15 protein-coding genes and 1 other annotated feature are annotated in these 17,935 nt (G+C 36.9%); of the genes, 8 read left to right on the top strand and 7 right to left on the bottom strand.

The genetic code is table 11. The features are described from left to right. Positions 1–6: 6 nt before the first annotated feature. Entirely contained in the window at positions 7–462 is a 456-nt protein-coding gene (locus J5J03_RS02030; protein ID WP_208585855.1) for a CoxG family protein, read from the bottom strand. Positions 463–711: 249 nt separating this feature from the next. On the opposite strand from J5J03_RS02030, the gene J5J03_RS02025 reads away from it, so the two are divergent. From J5J03_RS02025 to cydS, 3 genes are all read left to right on the top strand, one after another. Then, the gene (locus J5J03_RS02025) at positions 712–2,049 is read left to right on the top strand and encodes a cytochrome ubiquinol oxidase subunit I (protein WP_208585854.1); all 1,338 of its coding nucleotides are present in this window, start codon (positions 712–714) and stop codon (positions 2,047–2,049) included. Between the two features lie 5 nt (positions 2,050–2,054). Continuing rightward, the gene (locus tag J5J03_RS02020; protein WP_208585853.1) at positions 2,055–3,071 is read left to right on the top strand and encodes a cytochrome d ubiquinol oxidase subunit II; all 1,017 of its coding nucleotides are present in this window, start codon (positions 2,055–2,057) and stop codon (positions 3,069–3,071) included. Positions 3,072–3,155: 84 nt separating this feature from the next. Continuing rightward, complete coding sequence (gene cydS, locus J5J03_RS22320) at positions 3,156–3,254, top strand: cytochrome bd oxidase small subunit CydS (RefSeq protein ID WP_407927791.1); 99 nt, start codon at positions 3,156–3,158, stop codon at positions 3,252–3,254. Between the two features lie 48 nt (positions 3,255–3,302). Here the strand turns inward: cydS and tyrS are convergent, their stop codons facing one another. After that, on the bottom strand, positions 3,303–4,574 hold the full coding sequence (gene tyrS, locus J5J03_RS02015) for a tyrosine--tRNA ligase (RefSeq protein WP_208585852.1): 1,272 nt from the start codon (positions 4,572–4,574) through the stop codon (positions 3,303–3,305). A 61-nt stretch (positions 4,575–4,635) separates the two neighbouring features. Continuing rightward, positions 4,636–4,844, bottom strand: a binding site (T-box leader). A 128-nt stretch (positions 4,845–4,972) separates the two neighbouring features. Between tyrS and J5J03_RS02010 the strand changes: the two genes are divergently transcribed. The 4 genes from J5J03_RS02010 (at position 4,973) to J5J03_RS01995 (ending at position 10,737) form a co-directional block, all read left to right on the top strand. Continuing rightward, positions 4,973–7,957 (top strand): transglycosylase domain-containing protein, encoded by a 2,985-nt coding sequence (locus J5J03_RS02010; protein WP_208585851.1) that lies wholly within the window; start codon positions 4,973–4,975, stop codon positions 7,955–7,957. 338 nt (positions 7,958–8,295) lie between these two features. Beyond that, entirely contained in the window at positions 8,296–8,916 is a 621-nt protein-coding gene (locus J5J03_RS02005; protein WP_407927790.1) for a GNAT family N-acetyltransferase, read from the top strand. Positions 8,917–8,927: 11 nt separating this feature from the next. Next, on the top strand, positions 8,928–9,578 hold the full coding sequence (locus tag J5J03_RS02000) for a CBS and ACT domain-containing protein (RefSeq protein ID WP_208585850.1): 651 nt from the start codon (positions 8,928–8,930) through the stop codon (positions 9,576–9,578). Beyond that, on the top strand, positions 9,568–10,737 hold the full coding sequence (locus tag J5J03_RS01995) for an acetoin utilization protein AcuC (protein ID WP_208585849.1): 1,170 nt from the start codon (positions 9,568–9,570) through the stop codon (positions 10,735–10,737). The genes J5J03_RS02000 and J5J03_RS01995 overlap by 11 nt, the downstream gene beginning before the upstream one ends. A 70-nt stretch (positions 10,738–10,807) precedes the next feature. On the opposite strand, the gene motS is transcribed toward J5J03_RS01995, so the two are convergent. The 4 genes from motS to J5J03_RS01975 form a co-directional block, all read right to left on the bottom strand. After that, positions 10,808–11,617 carry a flagellar motor protein MotS gene (motS, locus tag J5J03_RS01990; protein WP_208585848.1) on the bottom strand — a complete coding sequence of 270 codons (810 nt, stop codon included), beginning with the start codon at positions 11,615–11,617 and terminating at the stop codon, positions 10,808–10,810. Continuing rightward, on the bottom strand, positions 11,607–12,431 hold the full coding sequence (gene motP, locus J5J03_RS01985; RefSeq protein WP_208585847.1) for a flagellar motor protein MotP: 825 nt from the start codon (positions 12,429–12,431) through the stop codon (positions 11,607–11,609). Before motP ends, motS begins: the two co-directional genes overlap by 11 nt. An 89-nt stretch (positions 12,432–12,520) precedes the next feature. Continuing rightward, positions 12,521–13,516: a catabolite control protein A gene (ccpA, locus tag J5J03_RS01980; protein ID WP_208585846.1), complete on the bottom strand. Its 996-nt coding sequence runs from the start codon at positions 13,514–13,516 to the stop codon at positions 12,521–12,523. 455 nt (positions 13,517–13,971) lie between these two features. Next, positions 13,972–15,036 carry a bifunctional 3-deoxy-7-phosphoheptulonate synthase/chorismate mutase gene (locus tag J5J03_RS01975; protein ID WP_208585845.1) on the bottom strand — a complete coding sequence of 355 codons (1,065 nt, stop codon included), beginning with the start codon at positions 15,034–15,036 and terminating at the stop codon, positions 13,972–13,974. A 161-nt stretch (positions 15,037–15,197) separates the two neighbouring features. Here J5J03_RS01975 and pilM point away from each other — a divergent pair, with 161 nt between their 5' ends. Beyond that, positions 15,198–17,336, top strand: coding sequence for a pilus assembly protein PilM (gene pilM, locus J5J03_RS01970; RefSeq protein WP_208585844.1), 2,139 nt, complete (start codon positions 15,198–15,200; stop codon positions 17,334–17,336). Positions 17,337–17,355: 19 nt separating this feature from the next. Here the strand turns inward: pilM and ytxJ are convergent, their stop codons facing one another. Further along, on the bottom strand, positions 17,356–17,676 hold the full coding sequence (gene ytxJ / locus J5J03_RS01965; RefSeq protein ID WP_208585843.1) for a bacillithiol system redox-active protein YtxJ: 321 nt from the start codon (positions 17,674–17,676) through the stop codon (positions 17,356–17,358). Positions 17,677–17,935: the final 259 nt, after the last annotated feature.

Genomic DNA, 17,935 nt, shown 5'->3' with positions numbered 1-17,935 from the left:
ATGTAGCTATTTTGAAACAGCTTGTTCTTTCATCAATCTGTTTGCAACAGACTCTGTAAATTCAATCGTTGTCTTTGGTACGACCGACTTTAATATACTATTTATCATCGGTGCCATCATACCACCAGCGGATATAGATAAACACCCAGTGACATTCGTTCTTTCAGCAGTAATTTTCTGCGCTTGAAAATAACCACTTCCCTCTAAGTTTTCACTTATTCCCTCTAACTTAAACCTGACACTGGTTGGTGCCACCCATTCTATTATGTTTACTTTGAGCCCTATCTTCTTTTGCAACTTACCAACATCACCTTTAAAATGCCACGTCGAATGATGGTCATCAATAATCTTGTGGTCGATATACCCCGGGGCTAACGGTGCCCACCGGTTTATATCGCTGACAAACTCCCAAACCTTCTCAATCGGCAAATCCAACTGGACAAAATGTGTTCCATTTGGCATTTAAATCCCTCCTCATCATTTCATATGTAGAACTTTGAACAATCATTCACATTTTTGTATTTAATTTATGTAAAAAGGTATATTCTTCTCTATGGAGTTATACACTACCAATAGCTTATCGCTAATCGGAGGATACTAGGCATGTATAAGAAACAGGAACGCTGGTTAATCATTTTAGCTTTTTTTGTTGCATTTGTGATTGGTTTATCAATACTAGGACGTATTTTTTCAGGATGAGAGGGAGTAACTATGGAAAGTGAACAAGCTGTCTTTTTCAGTAGACTATTAACTGAATTAACACTTTCATTCCACATTATATATGCAACGATTGGTGTAGGGATTCCGTTTCTTATATTTATCGCACAGTGGCTTGGCATAAAGAAACAGGATGAGCACTACATTTTATTAGCTAGAAGATGGACGAGAGGTTTCGTCATCACCGTTGCTGTTGGAGTCGTCACAGGGACAGCAATTGGTTTACAACTTAACTTACTTTGGCCTACCTTTATGGAGTTAGCTGGACAGGCAATAGCACTCCCTTTGTTTATGGAAACATTCGCCTTCTTCTTTGAAGCTATTTTTCTTGGAATTTACTTGTATACGTGGGACAGGTTTCGTGACCAACGGAAGCATATGTTACTGTTAGTTCCTGTAGCAATAGGTGCTTCGTTTTCTGCCGTTTTTATTACGATGGTCAATGCCTTTATGAATGCACCACAAGGATTTGAACTAATGAATGGTGAACTTATTAACGTTGAACCGCTTGTTGCCATGTTTAACCCAGCAATGCCGACTAAAGTTGCCCATGTTGTAGCAACAGCATACATGACGTCTGCTTTTGTGTTAGCGGCAATTGGCGCCTTCCGTATGCTAAGAGGCTCTAACCATATCTACCACAAAAAAGCTCTTTTACTGACACTGAAAGTTGGACTAGTATTCTCCATAGCTTCAGCTGTTATTGGAGATTTTGCTGGTAAGTACCTCGCGGAATACCAACCAGAAAAGTTAGCAGCAATGGAGTGGCACTTTGAAACAGAGGAACAGGCATCATTGACATTGTTCGGATTTTTAGCCAATGGAGAAGAGATTAAATTCTCGCTAGAGGTTCCTTATGCATTAAGTATTCTTGCGCATGGCAACCCAAACGCAGAAGTAATCGGCTTAGACCAGTTTGCAGAAGATGAGATCCCTCCACTCTACATCCACTATTTATTTAACATTATGGTTATGATCGGTATGATTACAATGATAATCGCATTATTTTACATTGTTGGTAATGCCTTAAATAGAACATTTGTCAGGAACAGATTTTTTCTATGGCTGATAGTAAGTACAGGACCATTATCAATGGTCGCCATTGAAGCTGGGTGGTGGTTAGCTGAAGTTGGCAGACAACCATGGGTATTACGTGGTATCTTACGAACAGAAAATGCTGCTACGACAAGTAATCATGTCGATTTAATGCTTTTTCTCTTTATTGGACTATATATCGTACTCGGGTTAGCGAGTGTTATTGTCTTAACACGAATGTTTAAAAACAATCCAGTAGAGCGAGAACTATTGGATCAACAAAGAAACGGAAGGTGAACTACATGTCCTATGAAATCATTGGTATTGTAGTGCTATGGCTATTTTTATTCGGATATATTATCGTGGCCTCGATCGACTTCGGAGCAGGGTTCTTTCATGCCTACAGTGTCTTAACTAATAAACATCACATTATAAGTAAAATTGTCCAACGCTACCTTTCACCGGTCTGGGAGGTTACCAATGTTTTTCTAGTGTTTTTCTTCGTTGGCATTGTAGGTTTCTTTCCGAGTACAGCTTATTATTATGGAACCGTCTTATTAGTGCCTGCCAGTTTGTCGCTCATCCTATTAGCAATTAGAGGTGCTTATTATGCCTTCACTACTTACGGCAAATTAAGAAGTAATTTTTGGACTTACTTATATGGTTTTTCTGGCTTATTCATCCCTGCCTCGCTTTCGATTGTATTAACCATTTCTGAAGGCGGGTTTATTGAGAAAAATAATAACGAACTTTCCTTACAATACACTCCTTTATTTGCGAGTCCGTTGACATGGAGTATTGTGATTTTAAGTTTAACTTCTGTGCTTTATATTTCCGCTGTTTTTCTTACTTGGTACGCTAATAAGGCAAAAGATCGGCCAGCAACTGTTCTATTAAGGAAATACGCTTTAGTGTGGGCTGGTCCTGCTATTATAACTGCTACTGGGATTATTGTTGAATTGCGAACCCATAATCCGGTTCATTTTCAAAGAATGCTTGACCTATGGTGGATGTTTGCAATTTCGGGAATATTGTTTATCGCAACCGTCTATTTAATATGGCAAAAAAGATCTTATGGTCTTGCTTTTTTCTTACTTACGGGTCAATTTTTTATTGCTTTCTATGCTTATGGAATCTCTCATTATCCTTACTTGCTTTATCCATATTTGACTATAGATGAAGGTTTCACAAGTGAAGGCATGGCCATTGCATTAATCATCGCTTTTATTGCAGGATTTTGCTTATTAATTCCTTCACTATGGTTATTATTACGTTTATTTCTTTTCAACAAGGATTACGTGGAGGGCAAGTTAAAGTGAACTTTTCATCTGTGTCTTTTTAATCCTCATGGATGGTAGTGGACGTATCATCCTGTGGATCTAAAACTAGGAGGTATCTCACATATGAACGAATTTCTTTACTTCTATGCACCATTTATTATACTGATCATCAGTATTATTTTTACATTTTGGTTCGTCGCAAAAAATACCAAAATAAAATAAGAATAACCAGGCTTGAGAATTCTCAAGCCTAGTTATTCTCCTAGATTATTAAAAACGAATTAAAAAGTATTTTTTCTTTCCTCTTCTAATAATCGTAAATTTATCTTCGATTCGGTCTTCCTCTGTTAATTGATGCGTTAATTCTTGATTCCTAATACCATTAATGTAGATGGCACCATTCTTAATATCTTCACGCGCCTGACGCTTGGAAGAGGAAATATTAGCTTCCACCAATAAATCAATTAAGCCAATTTCTTTATTCTCTATAGTCACAGAAGGTACATCTTTAAACCCTTGCTCAATTTCAGCAGCATTCAAGCTTGTTAAATCCCCACTGAATAAAGCTGCTGTGATTTTCTGTGCTTGTTTTAATGCTTCTTCGCCATGAACCAGTTTGGTCATTTCTTCTGCTAAGCGTTTATGCGGGATGCGTTTTTCCGGAGCTTCTTCTAACTCTTTCTCTAAAGCTGCTATTTCATCAAAATCAATAAACGTAAAGTATTTAATAAACCGGATTACATCACGATCATCGGTATTAATCCAGAATTGGTAAAATTCATATGGTGTTGTTTTCTCCGGATCAAGCCATACTGCTCCACCAGCAGTTTTCCCGAATTTGGTTCCATCACTCTTGGTAATCAAAGGCACTGTTAAACCGTATACTTCTGCTTCTTCTTCCTCGTTTTCAAATCGTTTACGACGGATTAATTCCATCCCTGCGGTAATGTTCCCCCATTGATCACTACCACCAATTTGCAGTGTGCAATTTTCTTTTTCGTATAGATTCAGAAAGTCGAACGATTGCAGCATCATGTAACTGAACTCTGTAAAGGAAAGGCCCCCTTCCAATCTGGATTCTACTGAATCTTTAGCTAGCATATAGTTGATACTAAAGTGTTTACCGATGTCACGCAAAAATTCAATGAAGGTCAAACTCGCTAGCCATTCATGATTATTACGAGCTACAGCACTATTTTCCCCTTGATCAAAGTTTAAAATGCTTGCCAACTGTTCTTTAATTTTTTCACTAAATCCTTTTACTACTTCTGGACTATTTAAAGATCTTTCCGTTGAACGGCCACTTGGATCACCAATTAAACCTGTTCCACCACCAATTAAAGCAATTGGACGATGACCAGCTTTTTGGAATCTTTTCAACATTAAAACCGGTAATAGATGTCCAATATGTAAGCTGTCTGCTGTAGGATCAAAACCACAGTATAAGGTGACAATATTGTTATCTAAATGTTTTCTTAAACCATCATCGTCAGTTGTCTGTTGAATCAGGTCTCTTTTTGCCAATTCGTCTAAAATATGCATTTTAATAAAACACTCCTTTTTTGTTAGTAAAAAAAATCCATAAAAAAAACTCCTCCCTCATATAAGGGACGAGATATTCGCGGTACCACCCTTGTTGCAATTCTAATGAACTGCCACTTAAGGAAATAACGATGCAGACCACACCGTCTTCATTCATTATGAAGATACTCCAGAACGTAATTCATGGTAAGATTATTTACTGACTTGCACCAACCGCCAGCTCTCTATAAAAGGGAATCTTCCACTACTTCAATCCTTCATCGTATTATGGATGTTTAATTGTTATATCATTATTAGCATATTCGTAATAAAAATGCAATATTTTTTTGGTAAATTTATAACAAAACTAATTGACTGTTGTGCTATAATATGTAGTGGATTATTTAGGAGGGTATCGAATGGACATAAAAGATTTTTTTCATAATATGTGGCAGTCTATGAAAGAAACTTGGAATAAAAATATTATTCAAAGATCTACGAGAATTAGCTATCATATCATTTGGAATATTGTATTATTCTTTATTACGATTGGTATTGTTGGTGGATTTTTCGTTGCCGGTCTTGGTGCAGGTTATTTTGCATCCTTAGTTGATGACGAAGAAATCCAAACGGAAGAACAAATGGCAAGTGCTATTTATAACTATGAAGAAACATCTGAATTATATTTCGCCAATAATGAATTCCTGTCAGATGTTAGCTCTGAATTATTACGAGATGAAACATCTCTTGAAAATGTAAGTGAATATGCACAAAATGCTGTTATCGCTACAGAAGATGAATATTTTGAAACACATAATGGCATTGTTCCGAAAGCGATTTTTCGAGCGATGTTCCAAGAGATTACCAACTCCTCTACCAAGTCTGGTGGAAGTACATTGACGCAACAAATTGTCAAAAATCAAATCTTAACAAACGAAGTCTCTTTTGAACGAAAAGCTAAAGAAATGCTCCTAGCGATGCGATTGGAACGCTTCTTTGAGAAAGATGATATATTAGAAGCATATTTAAACATTGTACCATTTGGTCGAAACGCTTCGGGTCAAAACATAGCAGGTATACAAACCGCTGCGGATGGTATATTCGGTGTCAATGCCGAAGATTTAAACCTTCCACAAGCAGCATTCATTGCTGGTCTTCCTCAAAGTCCATCTTATTATACACCATTCCTAAACGGTGGTGGATTAAAAAGTGAAGAAGGTCTGGAGCCTGGGCTAAATCGGATGCAATCTGTTTTAAGTAGAATGTTAGAAGCAGGATACATTAATGATGAGGAATATCAGGACGCATTAGAATATGATATTGTCGCTGACTTTAAAGAACCCGAAGATTCCGTTCTGGAAAAATATCCTTATTTAATGCGTGAACTACAAGATAGAGCTGTTGATATTTTAGTTGAAGTTTTAGCGGAACAAGATGGTTATACGAAAGAGGATTTAGAATCCAGTGATATTTTACAAGAAGAATACGAGATAAGAGCAAGTCGTGAGATTGGTAGCAATGGTTATAAAATACACTCCACCATTGATAAAGAAATCTACGATGTTTTTCAAAAAGTTGCTCGTGAATATGATAATTACGGAAGAGATAAACTAGCTAGAAATGAAAATACAAACGAGCCGATTATGATTGAAGACCCAGATACTGGTGAAATGAAACAATTAGGCGAACAACCTGTTCAAGTTGGCAGTGTATTGATTGAAAATAGTACAGGGAAAATATTAAGTTTTGTCGGTGGTCGTGATTTCGAGAAATCTCAACAAAATCATGCGACAAATGTAGCACGACAATTTGGTAGTACGATGAAGCCTATTGCCGGTTACGGTCCTGCGATGGAGCTAGGTGTTGTTCAACCAGGTTCTGTCATTGCGGATGTAGCAAAAACTTATGGTGATGATTATACACCAGGAAACTATTCTCAACGTTATTATGGTTTAACCTCTGTTAGAGAAGCGTTATACCGGTCACATAACGCTACAGCTGTTTCCGTTTTTAATGAAATCAGAGGTCCTGAATTAGCCAGAAACTTCCTTTGGAAAATGGGATTAGAAGATATAACAGAAACCCAAACTAGTTTAGCAGCTACTGTCTTAGGTACTATCGAATTAACAGTAGAAGACAATACAAATGCATATGCAACTTTTGGTAACTTAGGTGAATTCGTTGAAGGCTATATGATTGAAAAAATTGAAACAAAAGATGGCGAAGTTATTTATCAACATGAATCGGAGCCTACTGAAGTTTTTAGTCCGCAAACAAGTTATTTGATGATTGACGTGATGCGCGATGTGCTCACACGTGGTACTGGTACTGCTGCCAGAGCCAACCTAGCTAATAAAAGTGTCGATTGGGCCGGAAAGACGGGAACAACTAATGATTATCGTGATACATGGTTTATTGCAACCAATCCGAATGTAACACTTAGTAGTTGGATGGGCTATGATTATAGACAAAAGTTAGACAGAGACGGTTATAGTACCCGTAATAATACTTTCTGGGCAAAACTAGTCAATGCTGCTACTGAAGTTCGACCAGAATTAATGGCACCTTCTGAAAAATTTGAAAGACCAGGTGGTATTGTTTCCAGATCATATTGTGCTGTCTCAGGACTGTTACCATCAGATGAGTGCAGTGAGCTTGGATTAGTTCAATCAGATATTTATAATGCTGATTATCTTCCTTCTAAAGAAGATTATAGTCTTATTAAAGAAAACTACGCTACCATTGACGGTGACGTAGTACTGGCAGGTGAAAATACACCAGATGAGTTTTCTGATGGAGATGGTGTAAGCTTTAACCCTGAATGGTTGGAAGATATGGGCTATGATAAACTAGCAAATATTAAACAACTAACAGCAGGTAAAGGCGGTGCATGGGAAAAAATTAAATATCCTAGTGATGACAATGAGGTAAAAAATGATGGAAATGCACCAAGTGCCCCTACTTCCTTAAAGTTAAATGGTCAAAAACTGAATTGGAATAAATCAAAGAGCTCTGATGTGGTTGGGTATCGCATCTATCGAGCAAGTGATCCTGATTCTAATGATTTTCAGCGGGTTGGCTCTACCGCTGATACATCATTTTCCATTCCTGGCAGTAAAGCAGTCTACCAGGTTAAGGCCGTTGATTATTTTGGACAAGAGTCTAAGCCGAGTAACGTAGTAGAAAAAGGAGATTTCTCAAAACCAGAAGAAGATGACGACGAAGACAAAGATGATGAAAAACCTAAGAAAAAGAACAACAATTCTGGTAACAATGGATCTAATAATAATTCAGGTGACAATAATAACCGAGATGAGCAATCCGATAATGAGTCTCAACCAGATCAAGATCAAGACCAAGATCAAGACCAAGAGCCAGAGCAACCACAAACAGAAGACAGTTAGTGATGATTAAGAATCAAAGAACTCTTATCCTAGCATGGATAAGAGTTCTTTTCTTTACTAGATATACATTGGGTGTTTATCCACACAAGTGCCCAGAAACTAGACGGGCAACTAAGCTTTTCTTGCTGTTCACTGCTTTCATTCTACGTTATAATGATATAAAGTGAGAATATGATCAGTAAGGGTTTTAACCCCCACTGATCATTAGCGAAACTTATCAGGGTGTTAGCATCTGTTCCCCACACTTAGCTTCTTGGTGTTACTTGAAGCTTGAAGTGGGGGTATTACAGACGTTTGGCACCGTGAAAAATGGAAATTGACTTGGGGTGATAGAACTTGTGATACACGATAAATTATACCAGTCCTTAAAAATGGAATCCGGTAATACAAGTATTTTCATAGAGGGACCCGTATCGTCTGAAAAACTTTCACGTTTAACCATGCATGAAGCATTGACAGCTTTTCGACCTCCTAATGAGCAGCTAGAAGCATTGAAGGAAATAGCTGATTTACCAGAAGGTAGAATCTTGATAGCAACAGTAAATCAGCAAATTATTGGCTATGTAACATACCTACACCCAGACCCTATTGAACGATGGTCGCAATACCCTAAAGATAATCTATTAGAATTAGGAGCTATTGAAATTGCACCAGCCTATCGAGGAAATAAGCTCGGTTCCCGTTTAATCGAGACCTCTATGCAAGATGAAAATATGGAAAATTATATTATTATTTCAACCGAGTATTATTGGCATTGGGATTTAAACTATTCAGAATTAAGTGTGTGGGACTATCGAAAAATCATGGAGAAAATGATGAAAGCTGGCAATCTGTATCCCGCACCTACAAACGAACCCGAAATAATGGCTCATCCAGCCAATTGTTTAATGGTTCGGATTGGGAAAAATGTCTCTCAAGAAGACCAAGCATTGTTTAAAAAGCTAAGATTTCTTACTTAAGGAGTGGGCTAATGTTAGTAAAAGATATAATGAAAACAGAAGTAGTTACTTTACAACCTGATGCTACGGTGTCTGATGCCTTGCAGTTATTACAAAAACACAGTATCCGTCATATACCGGTTGTTAATCAAGGTAAGCATGTCCTAGGTATTGTATCAGATCGAGACGTACGTGATGCCAGTCCCTCAATTTTAGATGATGAAATAAACAAAGAAGTACTATCTAGATCGATTCAAGATATTATGTCTACACCTGTTATTACTACTCATCCCTATGAATTTTTTGAAGAAGTCGCTACTATTTTCTACCAGAAGGAATTTGCATGCTTACCTGTAGTTAAAAATCATCAACTAGTTGGAATGATTACGGAAAAAGATATGTTGTATGCTTTTATACAATTAACTGGCACTCATTCACCTAGTACACAGCTTGAAATCAAAGTCCCTGATCGAATAGGTGTTTTATCAGATGTGTGTCAATATTTCACCAATAGAAATATTAAAATTGTATCCGTTTACAGTTATCCAGATACTACTGCACCAGATTACAAAGTGCTCGTTTTTCGCATTCAAACGATGAATCCAATACCGGTTGTTAACGATTTTCAGCATACTGAATATCAAATACTCTATCCACATAGGGAGGATCAAGATGAAATCTGAGAACACCGCTTTTATTTACACAGATGAATTCCTAGATTATTCCTTCCATGAAGAACATCCTTTTAATCAGAAAAGACTATTGTTAACGAAAGAGCTACTAGAAATAAGCAAAGGATTAACAAAGGATCAAATCGTTGCACCGGTACAATTAGACGAAGAGATCTTATATTCTATTCATGACACTGAATACGTTCATGCAGTAAAGAAAGCGAGTAAAAAACTTCCTATCTCCTATGAAAGTTATGGGATAGGAACACATGACACTCCTATTTTTTCAGGAATGTTTGAGGCATCACTGATTTCAGTAAGCGGATCGGTTGAGGCATCTGAACAAGTGATGACAGGTAAAGTATCCCATGCATTAAGTCTTGGCGGTGGACTACATCATGGCTTTCCAAACCGTGCTTCTGGCTTTTGTATCTTTAATGATATTGCCATTGCTATACAACATATAAGGAAGCACTATGATGTCAAAGTGTTATATATTGATACAGATGCGCATCATGGGGACGGGGTACAGCATTGCTTTTATCATGATGCTAATGTTTGTACGGTATCTTTTCATGAAACTGGTCGTTATTTATATCCAGGCACAGGGAAAACAAGTGAGCGCGGTATAAAAGAAGGGTTTGGTTATTCTTTTAACTTCCCTTTGGATGCTTTTACGGAAGATGATTCTTTTCTTGAAGTATTTCATTCTTCTATCCAAGAAATTGCGGAGTACTTTCAACCAGATATCATTGTCAGTCAGCATGGTGTCGATGCTCATTATCTTGATCCCCTTACTCATTTACATAGTACCCTTCACCTATTCGAAGAAATACCTAAAGTTATTCATCAACTTGCCCATCAGTATTGCGATGGGAAATGGGTGGCTTTAGGTGGTGGTGGTTATGATATTTGGAGAGTTGTTCCAAGAGCCTGGTCACAATTATGGCAGGTAATGAATACAAGCGAAACATTTAAAGGTAGCATACCTCCAAAATGGTTGAATACATGGGAAGCACATTCTCCTGTTCCTCTACCTAATACATGGCACGACAGATTAGAGGGTTATCGGAAGATTCCTAGACGGAAAGAGATCGAAGAAAATAATCGACGAATGTATCAACAAGTACTAAAATTCATTGATAATAAAAGAGGAAAAATATCTGATTAAGTCACGTACATACGAAAATCCAGTGTTTTAAATGTTAAGAATACAAAAAGGGATGACTCTGTCGTCATCCTTAAGATTCTTCAGTAGAATCAAGTATTACTATTTCGACTCTACGATTGGCACTCCACCCTTCGGAACTATCATTGGAGGCTACTGGTCTTGTATCTCCAAATCCGGTAGCAATAAATCGAGATTCATTAAAATCATTGGAATCTAAGAGAAAGCGAATAACACTGCTGGCACGAGCACCTGATAACTCCCAATTCGAGGGATACCGGTAGCTTGATATGGGACGATTATCAGTATGCCCCTCTACTCTTACTTCGTTTGGAATATTAGCCAATAACGTACTAACTTTATTCAAAAAAGGCTTCGCTGGGTCAAGAACAACTGCCTCCCCTGTTTCAAATAGAACACTTTCCTGTAATACCAGTACAACACCTTGATCAGTTCTAGTAGCAGAAATAACATCATTTAGATCATTTTCATTTAAGTAGGATTCCACTTCAGCTAATAACTCGTCCAACTCATCTTGATCTGGTATACCTTCTACTGTATTCAATTCTGGTTCAGTTTGTTCTTCTGCTTCTTGATCTTCACCTGGAGTTGTGTCTTCAGATTTGTCATCATTCTCTTCTTCTTTTAGTACTTCCACATTTTCGGTGGGAAATTGTTCTTCAATAATAGACGGCATTGCTTCAAATATAGTTTCACTTCTAAAAGCTTCCGCAATTGCTTTAAACTTCTCCGCATCTATTTGTGACATCGAAAATAAGAGGACAAAAAATACTAAAATCAATGTTACCATGTCAGAATATGTTACCATCCATTTTGGTGCACCTTTATTCTCTGGACGATTGTTCCTACTCCTACGCTTCATTAAAGGATTCCTCCGTGAAATTCTCCTCTTCTACTTCTTCTTTCTTATCCTTTTCTTTATTCGATAAAAATGCACTTAGCTTTTCTTTCAAAATTCTTGGGTTTTGTCCAGATTGCACACCAATTACTCCTTCTATAATAACTTGTTTTATAAAGACTTCTTCATTTGTCTTCGTTTCTAGTTTACCAGCCATTGGAGTAAAAACTAGATTCGCCAAAACAGTTCCATAGAATGTGGTCAGTAATGCTACGGCCATACTTGGACCAAGTGTAGTTGGATCTTCTAAATTCTGCAGCATGAGAATTAAACCTATTAATGTACCGACCATCCCCCAAGCCGGGGCATATTCACCAGCTTTTTCAATGATTAGACGGCCGCGGTAATGGCGATCTTCCATTGCATCAATTTCGGCATTCATGATGTCATTAATCACTTCAGGCTCAATTCCATCAATGGCTAATAATACACCTTTTTTAATATAAGGGTCGTCGACTTCTTCTAATTCATTTTCTAGTGCCAATAAACCTTCTCGTCTTGCACGTTCAGATAATCGTTCAAATAATTCAATCAGATCAGCCAGATTATGTTCATTTTGCTTAAAAACTTCCTGGATAACATTTTTCGTTGTTTTGATTTGTTTGATATTAAAATTTACTAGTAGAGCAGCTATTAAACCACCAAGTACAATTAATATCGAGGACCCTTGTATAAATCCAACAAATCCTCCCATACCACCACTACTAACTATTCCAAACATAATCATCAGAAAACCAACGGTAATACCAATTGGAGTTAAAAAATCTCTTTTGTTCATTCGTATTCTCTCCCCAGTAAAAAAGCTCCTAAAAATTAATAATGCTAGGGTGTCATGAAATCACCCTAGCATTATTATCGGCATTTATTTTATTTTGTTGAGTTTCTTTTAACAATTTGATGCGGTAAAACAACATTTTGTTCTTCTACATTTTCTTTATTCATAAATTTAGTCAATAAACGCATTGCAACTGCACCAATGTCATACATAGGTTGTACAACTGTTGAAAGTGTTGGACGTACCATTGTCGCTAATCTTGTATTATCAAAACCAACTACTTCAACATCCTCAGGAACACTTACTCCGTTATCTTGCAGACCATGGATAACACCTAATGCCATTTCATCTGTTGCTACGAAAATAGCCTTTGGATAATCTTTAATGTTAATGATCTGATTAGCAGCCTTCATACCTGATTCATAAGAGAAATCTGCCGTTATGATATATTCTTCGTTTACTTCTTTATTTGATTCTTTAACTGCTTTTACGTAACCTGCATATTTCTTTTCGTTGACGGCAGAATCTTCTTCCCCACTAACATAAATTGGATGTTTGGTTCCATTTTCGATAAGAAGAGAAGTTGCTTCATACGCTGCTTGTTCATAATCAATATTAACGGATGGAATCGTCTCACTCGAATCAATAGTAGCAGCTAATGCCACAGGTACAGGTGATGTTTTTAATTGCTGTACGTGATCTTCAGTAATAGTAGCACCCATATAAACTAATCCATCTACTTGCTTTTCAAACATGGTATTAATTAGGCGCAACTCTTTATCCTTATTTTGATCTGAATTACTCAGAATAATATTATATTTATACATAGTAGCAATATCATCAATACCTCTTGCTAATTCTGAGAAGAAGATACTTGAAATATCCGGGATAATAACCCCTACTGTCGTTGTTTTTTTACTTGCCAGACCTCGTGCAACAGCATTCGGGCGATAGCCTAGCCTTTCAATTGTATTTAATACTTTCTTTCTTGTAGCTGGCTTCACGTTCGGATTTCCATTCACAACACGTGATACAGTAGCCATGGAGACGTTAGCTTCTCTTGCTACGTCATAAATTGTTACATTCATTATTATAACCTCCAATATTCTAATTAACGGTATATTTCTCTCATCATACGCTACAAAGAGTATTTCTGCAAAAAATAAACGATATCTACATTATTTATGTATATCATTCATATTATAACAAATTTTGCACAAAAATTAACATCAAAACAATTATTTTATGAAAATTTTTCATTTTACTCGCGTACACTCGGATAAAATCCTTCATAAAGATACCACATTATTGATAAACAGCCACGTAAAATCACTTACATTTGCTACTAACCACTTAAGATGAGGCGATTTTAGGTTATTTTTACATACTGATCGAATACATAAGAAAAGCACACAGCGCCCGTTTAGAAACGTAGCGGCTTCAGAATCAACACTTGGATGACAAAATACTTTGGTATCGGGGATTATATACTTTCTCTTCATATAATAAAAACTCCTGCCATTAATTAACAGGAGTTTTTACATTATTTACTTAATAATTCATTCATAAAGTTATGGAACGTTGGGATGTCCATTTGTTGTGCTGCGTCAGATAGTGCTACTGCAGGATCTGGGTGTACTTCTGCCATGACACCATCCGCTCCAATTGCTAACGCTGCTTTTGCTGCTGGTAATAATAGATCTCTCCTACCAGTTGAATGCGTTACGTCAACCATAACAGGTAAGTGTGTTTCTTGTTTTAAAATTGGAACAGCTGTTATATCTAGCGTGTTACGAGTCGCTTTCTCATAAGTTCGAATTCCGCGTTCACATAGAATGATTTGTCCGTTACCTTTAGAATTAATGTATTCAGCTGCATTAATAAAATCAGAAATAGTAGCTGACATACCACGTTTTAACAGCACTGGTTTATTTGTTTCACCTGCCGCTTTCAATAGTTCAAAATTTTGCATGTTACGTGCACCAATTTGTATCACATCTATATAATTAACTGCCTCTTCAATATGTGCGGGATTTACAATCTCACTAACAACTGCTAATCCATACTCTTCAGAGACTTTCTTCAATATTTCAAGCCCTTCAAAACCTAAACCTTGGAAATCATATGGTGATGTTCTCGGTTTAAACGCACCGCCACGAATTAATTTCAATCCTTCTTTCTTAATAGCAGAAGCAACTTCAGCTACTTGGTCATAGCTTTCCACCGCACATGGACCAAAAATAAAGTGCTGATTACCATCACCGAATTTATCGCCATTTATATCAATTACAGTATCTTCAGGCTTTTTCTTACGCGATACTAGTAATGCTTTACTATGGTCATCTTCTTGTAATTCTAGGCCAGCTTTAAAAATTTCTTTGAATAAGTGAACAATCGTAGAATTTTCAAATGGGCCATTATTATGCTTGGTAATTAAATTAAGCATATCTCGTTCACGAACTGGATCATAACTACGATTAGCACCTTGCTTTTCTTTTACTTGACCAGTTTCCTTTACTAATTCAGCACGTTTATTTATTAACTCTAATATCTCTAAGTTAACTTGGTCAAGCTTTTCACGAAGCTGATCCAATTGTTCATTACTCATTATAAATCCCCCTACTCCTATTTTAAATTCCTAAAAAAATGTTATACTTTCTATAGAATTACGGATAATTATAGCTAAAAACTGGCGACTTGTCACCAGTTAGAAAGAATATTTTATAGAATATTTATAATTTTTTCACAATAGAAAGGAAAAAAACAGTTATGAATGAGCAAATGTTCGCACTAGATATCGGTACCAGGTCTGTTGTAGGTCTTTTAATGGAAAAGAAAAATGATCAATACCATTTGATTGACTATCACGTGGTAGAACATGATGAACGCTCCATGTTAGACGGGCAAATTCATGATATTGTCTCTGTTGCTAAAGTGATACAACAGGTCAAAATTCATTTAGAAGAAAAGCATAATACTGTGTTAGAGAAAGTTTGTGTAGCTGCTGCTGGACGTGCTTTAAAAACAAAACGGGTTCAAACTACGAAAGAAATCAAGAAACAACCATTAATGAATGAAGAAGACATTCTATTCTTAGAATTAGAGGCTGTGCAAAAGGCGCAATATGAATTGGCAACAGGTGAGGAAGATGCGAGTCATCATTACTATTGTGTTGGTTACTCTGTCATTCATTATTCATTAGATGGGGAAGAAATCGGTTCATTAATTGATCAACAAGGTGAAACAGCAGAAGTCGAAATAATTGCAACTTTTTTACCGAAAGTGGTAGTAGAATCATTACTATCTGCCCTAAATCGCTCAGCGTTACAATTAGAAGCGTTAACCTTAGAACCGATTGCCGCTATCCATGTGTTAATACCACCGTCCATGAGACGATTAAACGTGGCGTTAGTGGATGTTGGTGCAGGTACGAGTGATATTGCACTAACATCTGAAGGCACGGTCACAGCATACGGTATGGTCCCGAGAGCAGGAGATGAGATTACAGAGGCAATTAGTGATCATTATTTATTAGATTTTAATCAAGCCGAAGATTTCAAAAAAGAAATCACATTGCATAAAAAAGCTATCGTTTCTGATATTCTTGGATTTGACCAAGAAGTAAATTACGAAGAATTAATCGAACATATTTCACCTGCAGTAGACACATTGGCCAGCTCGATTTCAGAAGAGATAATTGCTTTAAATGGTAAAGCGCCTAAAGCAGTCATGTTAGTTGGTGGAGGCAGTCAAACACCTGAGTTAGCCAAAAGGCTTGCGATCAAATTGAAACTCCCGACTAACCGAGTAGCGATTAGAGGTGTAGATGCCATTCAACTATTATCAAAAGATGAAGGCTTGCCTATTGGTCCTGAGTTTATTACCCCTATCGGTATTGCTATTGCAGCAAAACAAAACCCGGTACATTATATAAGTGTAACAGTGAATGAGCAAGTCATTCGTTTATTTGAAATGAAAGACTTAGCGGTTGCAGATTGCCTTCTGGCAGCAGGAATTAATATCAAAAAACTATATGGCAAACCAGGAATGGCGGCTATGGTTGAATACAATGGTAAACCAGTCACGTTACCAGGTGGATTCGGAACAACACCAAAGATTTTATTGAATGGTAACGAATCCAACGTCGATGATATTGTTCATAATGGAGATGTATTAGTTATTGAGAAAGGTCAGGACGGAGCATCTGCAGAAATGAGTATAGAAGAATTGGTTGGTGAAACTTCTGTCATAACCGTCTATTACAACCAAGAAGCTTTCCAAATGCAACCAAAGATTCTTGTGAATAATAGAAGCGTTGAATCTAACTATCTATTAAAAGACGGAGATAAAATCGAGTACAATCAGCAAATTACTTTACAAGACTTCTTACATCATTTTCAAATTTCAGAACATGTCAACACGCCATTTACCATATGGATTGATGATAATAAAAAAGCCTTAGAAAATTACAGTCAAACATTGCTACATAATGGAAAACCAGCTAAGATAGGTCATCCTCTTAAAAATGGTGACAAAATAGAAACATATGCAGCAGTAACTCCTACGTTACAAGAACTTTTAGAGAAACTAGAGATTCACTATCAGACTGAGATGACGATTACCTTCAATAAGAAGCGTCTAACTCTTTCAAAAGAGTTAGTGAAAGTCTATCGCCGCGGAGAGGTACTATCTTTGGGAGACTTTATCGAAGATCAAGATAAACTGCAAATCATTGAACAAAAAGCAGATCCATTTATTTTCCAGGATATCTTCCGGTTCATATCACTAGACTTAACACAGGCAAAAGGCAGAGTCGAATTAAAACGAAACGGAGCGCCTGCAACGTTCTTTGAAGAGTTACAACCTAATGATACGATTGATATAAATATAGAGAGTCGCCAAATCTAATTTGTGCGACTCTCTTTCGTTAACAATTACTTTCTAAGCTGCTTACGCTAATATCTGAATGACTTGTATTCCAAGCGGGCTCCCCATCCACTATTTTTATTACTTGTGGTGATTCATGCTTTATCTGATACGTATCAGCTATGTAGTTAGATAGCTCTCTTGCATGCTGGACATGTAATCGAAATAGCGGACAATCAGACTTTTCACTAAACTTTTCATATTCTTGATTGGCAGCCGAGCTTATCGGACAAGTTAAACTATTCTTCAACAAAGTAAATTCCTGATTCTCCTCAACAATCTGCTTAAATTGTTCTACCGAATCGATATTTATTATTTCCATTTTTACCACATCCTTACTGATGATAAAGTAAAAGTCCCATCAGTAGGGAATTTTTAATCCACACTGATGGTTAGCATCTTATAAAGTGAGACTATGATCAGAGAGAGTGTTTAACGCCCATTGATCATTAACAACTTATCAGGTTGTTAGCCCCTGTTATCCTCGTGTTACTTGAAGCTTGAAGTCGGTCGCTTACAGACGATTAGTATCGTGATAAAACTTGTCCCAAATTTAAACCCGTTTCATGGATAATACTGAA

The sequence above is a fragment of the Gracilibacillus suaedae genome (genome assembly GCF_017599345.1).
Classification (GTDB): Bacteria; Bacillota; Bacilli; order Bacillales; family Amphibacillaceae; genus Gracilibacillus; species Gracilibacillus suaedae.
The sequence above is the reverse complement of the archived record's forward strand: the minus strand, read 5'-3'. Positions and strand labels throughout refer to the sequence as shown.

What these genes read in the sequence shown, in the direction of transcription:
- J5J03_RS02030 (WP_208585855.1), bottom strand. Translation starts at nt 462, where the DNA reads ATGCCAAATGGAACACATTTTGTCCAGTTGGATTTGCCGATTGAGAAG.
- J5J03_RS02025 (WP_208585854.1), top strand. Translation starts at nt 712, where the DNA reads ATGGAAAGTGAACAAGCTGTCTTTTTCAGTAGACTATTAACTGAATTA.
- J5J03_RS02020 (WP_208585853.1), top strand. Translation starts at nt 2,055, where the DNA reads ATGTCCTATGAAATCATTGGTATTGTAGTGCTATGGCTATTTTTATTC.
- cydS (WP_407927791.1), top strand. Translation starts at nt 3,156, where the DNA reads ATGAACGAATTTCTTTACTTCTATGCACCATTTATTATACTGATCATC.
- tyrS (WP_208585852.1), bottom strand. Translation starts at nt 4,574, where the DNA reads ATGCATATTTTAGACGAATTGGCAAAAAGAGACCTGATTCAACAGACA.
- J5J03_RS02010 (WP_208585851.1), top strand. Translation starts at nt 4,973, where the DNA reads ATGGACATAAAAGATTTTTTTCATAATATGTGGCAGTCTATGAAAGAA.
- J5J03_RS02000 (WP_208585850.1), top strand. Translation starts at nt 8,928, where the DNA reads ATGTTAGTAAAAGATATAATGAAAACAGAAGTAGTTACTTTACAACCT.
- J5J03_RS01995 (WP_208585849.1), top strand. Translation starts at nt 9,568, where the DNA reads ATGAAATCTGAGAACACCGCTTTTATTTACACAGATGAATTCCTAGAT.
- motS (WP_208585848.1), bottom strand. Translation starts at nt 11,617, where the DNA reads ATGAAGCGTAGGAGTAGGAACAATCGTCCAGAGAATAAAGGTGCACCA.
- motP (WP_208585847.1), bottom strand. Translation starts at nt 12,431, where the DNA reads ATGAACAAAAGAGATTTTTTAACTCCAATTGGTATTACCGTTGGTTTT.
- ccpA (WP_208585846.1), bottom strand. Translation starts at nt 13,516, where the DNA reads ATGAATGTAACAATTTATGACGTAGCAAGAGAAGCTAACGTCTCCATG.
- J5J03_RS01975 (WP_208585845.1), bottom strand. Translation starts at nt 15,036, where the DNA reads ATGAGTAATGAACAATTGGATCAGCTTCGTGAAAAGCTTGACCAAGTT.
- pilM (WP_208585844.1), top strand. Translation starts at nt 15,198, where the DNA reads ATGAATGAGCAAATGTTCGCACTAGATATCGGTACCAGGTCTGTTGTA.
- ytxJ (WP_208585843.1), bottom strand. Translation starts at nt 17,676, where the DNA reads ATGGAAATAATAAATATCGATTCGGTAGAACAATTTAAGCAGATTGTT.